3 protein-coding genes and 1 pseudogene are annotated in these 4,056 nt (G+C 50.8%); all 4 read left to right on the top strand.

The annotated features are described in order from the left end of the window. Positions 1 to 141 precede the first annotated feature (141 nt). Positions 142 to 1,173 carry an endolytic transglycosylase MltG gene (mltG, locus tag ABUA47_RS12820; RefSeq protein ID WP_035448052.1) on the top strand — a complete coding sequence of 344 codons (1,032 nt, stop codon included), beginning with the start codon at positions 142 to 144 and terminating at the stop codon, positions 1,171 to 1,173. Positions 1,174 to 1,249: 76 nt separating this feature from the next. Further along, on the top strand, positions 1,250 to 2,842 hold the full coding sequence (locus ABUA47_RS12815; protein ID WP_349831648.1) for a thiamine pyrophosphate-dependent enzyme: 1,593 nt from the start codon (positions 1,250 to 1,252) through the stop codon (positions 2,840 to 2,842). Positions 2,843 to 2,846: 4 nt separating this feature from the next. Beyond that, entirely contained in the window at positions 2,847 to 3,428 is a 582-nt protein-coding gene (locus ABUA47_RS12810) for an indolepyruvate oxidoreductase subunit beta (RefSeq protein WP_009036846.1), read from the top strand. 30 nt (positions 3,429 to 3,458) lie between these two features. Next, a pseudogene (locus tag ABUA47_RS12805) lies at positions 3,459 to 4,056 on the top strand (phenylacetate--CoA ligase); the annotation flags it as partial.

The raw sequence follows: 4,056 nt of genomic DNA, 5'->3' as shown, positions 1-4,056 counted from the left end.
CAAGGCACCATCAATGTCAACTCATTGGCACAGGACAGCAAACGCATAGCCTTTGTCAGCTATCGAATTAACTGATATGACTTGATGGTTTTCACTCCATTTTTTACTAACTTTGCCCGACTAAAGATGCAGTAAAACAAAATGGAAAAGAAGAAAATCATTATCGGAACATTCGTCGCACTGATTCTTATTGGAGCAGCTTGTGCAGGAACGGTATACTACTATCTGTTTGCCCCGCAATTCCATCCGCAAAGGACAGTCTATATCTATATAGACCGCGACGACACCGCCGACTCCATATATAATAAGGTGAAACAACAAGGCCATCCCCGAAGCTTCACCGGCTTCCGCTGGATGGCCCAATACAAGAAATATTCCGAAAACATACACACCGGACGCTACGCCATCCGGCCGGAGGAAAATGTATATCACGTATTCAGCCGTCTGTACCGCGGATATCAAGAACCTATGAACCTTACCGTCGGCAGCGTACGCACACTGGACCGGCTGGCACGCAGCGTAGGTAAACAGCTCATGATAGACTCCGCCGAAATAGCCGGATTGATGAACGACTCCGCATTCCAACAAAAACTGGGATACAACAAAGAGACCCTGCCCTGCCTCTTCATCCCCGAAACCTACCAAGTCTATTGGGACATGAGTGCAGAAGAGTTCTTCGAAAGAATGCAAAAAGAGCACCAGAAGTTCTGGAACCAGGAACGCTTAGACAAAGCCACCGCCATCGGAATGACCCTGACGGAAGTCTGCACCCTCGCCTCCATCGTTGAGGAAGAGACAAACAACAATCCCGAAAAACCAATGGTGGCAGGGCTCTACATCAACCGCCTGCACACCGGCATGCCCCTGCAAGCCGACCCTACCATCAAATTTGCCTTGCAGGACTTCGGCTTGCGGAGAATTACGAATGCCCATCTGGCAGTAGAATCCCCCTACAATACCTATCTCAACACCGGACTACCTCCCGGCCCCATACGCATCCCCTCACCCATCGGGCTGGATGCTGTGCTGAACCATACGAAACACAACTACCTCTACATGTGTGCCAAAGAGGACTTCTCGGGCACCCATAACTTTGCATCCAATTATGCCGAGCACATGAAAAATGCAAGAAAATATTGGAATGCATTAAACGAAAGAAAGATTTTCAAGTAATCTGCTGATAAAATAAAAGCAAAATCCTATATTTGCGTCAAATATTAATCCATGACTAACACTTAAATATTCAGAGATGAGCAAGCAACTCTTACTTGGCGATGAAGCCATTGCACAAGCTGCATTAGACGCCGGACTTTCGGGTGTATATGCCTATCCCGGCACTCCTTCTACGGAAATCACCGAATATATTCAGATGGCACCGATTACTGTCGAAAAGAACATCCATAACCGCTGGTGCTCCAACGAGAAAACTGCAATGGAGGCTGCCCTGGGCATGTCCTTTGCAGGCAAGCGTTCACTGGTGTGCATGAAGCACGTGGGTATGAACGTGGCTGCCGACTGTTTCATCAACTCTGCCATTACCGGCGTAAAAGGTGGTCTTATAATCATTGCTGCCGACGACCCCAGCATGCATTCCTCTCAGAACGAGCAGGACAGCCGTTTCTATGGCGACTTCTCTCTCATCCCGATGTACGAACCAAGCAACCAGCAGGAAGCATACGACATGGTGTACAACGGATTCAACTTCTCCGAACAGACCGGCGAACCCATCCTGATGCGCATGGTTACGCGCCTGGCACACTCCCGTTCCGGCGTAGAGCGCAAGGAGCAACAACCGCAGAATGAGATTTCCTTCAGCGACGACCCGCGTCAGTTCATCCTTCTGCCGGGTAATGCACGCAAACGCTACAAAGCATTGCTGCAACGCCAGGACGAATTTATCAAAGCTTCTGAAAACTCCGCTTACAACAAATATACCGACGGCCCCAACAAAAAGCTGGGTATCGTGGCATGCGGCATCGGCTACAACTACCTGATGGAAAACTATCCCGAAGGTTGCGAATATCCGGTTCTGAAAATCGGACAATATCCGTTGCCCAAGAAACAGCTGATGCAGCTGGTAGAAGCATGTGACGAGATTCTGGTACTGGAAGACGGACAACCGTTCGTAGAAAAACAGCTGAAAGGCTATCTAGGCATCGGCATCAAAGTAAAAGGCCGTTTGGACGGCACTCTTTCACAAGACGGAGAACTGAACCCGGACAGCGTGGCACGTGCCGTAGGCAAGGAGAACAAGGCTGAATTCAGCGTTCCTTCTCTGGTAGAGATGCGCCCGCCCGCTTTGTGCGAGGGTTGCGGTCACCGCGACATGTACACGGTGCTGACCCAAGTATTGAAAGACGAATATCCCACTTATAAGGTGTTCAGCGACATTGGTTGCTACACGCTGGGAGCCAATGCTCCATTCAATGCCATTAACTCTTGCGTGGATATGGGCGCCTCCATCACCATGGCGAAGGGTGCTTCGGATGCCGGCCTGCATCCTGCCGTAGCCGTCATCGGCGACTCCACCTTCACCCACTCGGGCATGACGGGACTGCTGGATTGCGTCAACGAAAACGCCGACGTCACCATCGTCATCTCCGACAACGAAACCACCGCCATGACCGGAGGACAAGACTCTGCCGGCACCGGACGTCTGGAAGCCATCTGCGCCGGCATCGGTGTAGCTCCCGAACACATCCGCGTCGTAGTGCCCTTGAAGAAGAACTACGAAGAGATGAAGCAAATCATCCGGGAAGAAATCGAGTACCACGGCGTATCCGTCATCATCCCCCGCAGAGAATGTATCCAAACATTAGCACACAAAAAAAGAAACAAGTAAAGCCATGAAAAAAGACATCATACTTTCCGGCGTAGGAGGACAAGGTATCCTCTCCATCGCCACCGTAATAGGCAAAGCAGCCCTCAAGGACGGACTCTACATGAAGCAGGCAGAAGTACACGGCATGAGCCAGCGAGGCGGCGACGTGCAGTCCAACCTGCGCATCAGCGACCAACCTATCGCTTCGGACCTCATCCCCACAGGAAAATGCGACCTCATCATCTCCCTGGAACCGATGGAGGCGCTGCGCTACCTCCCCTACCTCAGCCCCGAAGGTTGGCTGGTGACCAATGAAGCCCCCTTCATCAACATTCCCAACTATCCGGCAGAGGAAGACATCAAGGCTGAAATCAACAAGCTGCCGCATAAAATCATGCTGAACGTAAACGAAGTGGCAAAAGAAGTCGGCTCTCCCCGTGTAGCGAACATCGTACTGCTGGGTGCCACCATCCCCTTCCTCGGCATCGACTATGCAAAGGTGCAAGACAGCATCCGCGAAATCTTCCAACGCAAGGGTGACGCCATTGTAGAGCTGAACCTCAAAGCGTTGGCTGCCGGCAAAGAGATTGCTGAAAAACTGATGTAAACTATAATTGACTCTAAATTTCAACATACCATGAATAACAAATACTGGGAAGAAGAGATTGAAACGATGCCCCGTGAGCAGTTGCGCGAACTGCAACTGCAACGGTTAAAAAAGACTGTCAGCATTGCCGCCAACTCTCCTTATTATAAAAAGGTATTCCAAGAGCATGGCATCACTGCCGACAGCATCCGGTCTATAGAAGACATACGTAAGATACCGTTTACTACCAAGGCCGATATGCGCGCCAATTATCCTTTTGGATTAGTAGCAGGCGATATGCGTGAGGACGGAGTACGTATCCATTCTTCCAGTGGCACTACGGGCACGCCGACGGTCATCGTACACTCCCAACACGATTTGGACTCTTGGGCTAACTTAGTGGCACGCTGCCTCTATATGGTAGGTATCCGTAAGACGGATGTTTTCCAAAACAGCTCCGGTTACGGCATGTTCACCGGAGGACTGGGCTTTCAGTATGGAGCCGAACGTCTGGGTGCGCTGACTGTTCCTGCCGCTGCCGGAAACAGCAAGCGTCAGATAAAGTTCATCACCGACTTCAAGACCACTGCCCTGCATGCCATTCCCAGCTATGCCATCCGCTTGGCAGAGGTATTCCAGGAAGAAGGGA

It is taken from the genome of Bacteroides sp. RTP31139st1_H2_RTP31139_211217, assembly GCF_040227615.1.
GTDB lineage: Bacteria > Bacteroidota > Bacteroidia > Bacteroidales > Bacteroidaceae > Bacteroides > Bacteroides uniformis.
Note: the sequence above shows the minus strand (reverse complement) of the source record. Positions and strands in the feature narration are given on the sequence as shown.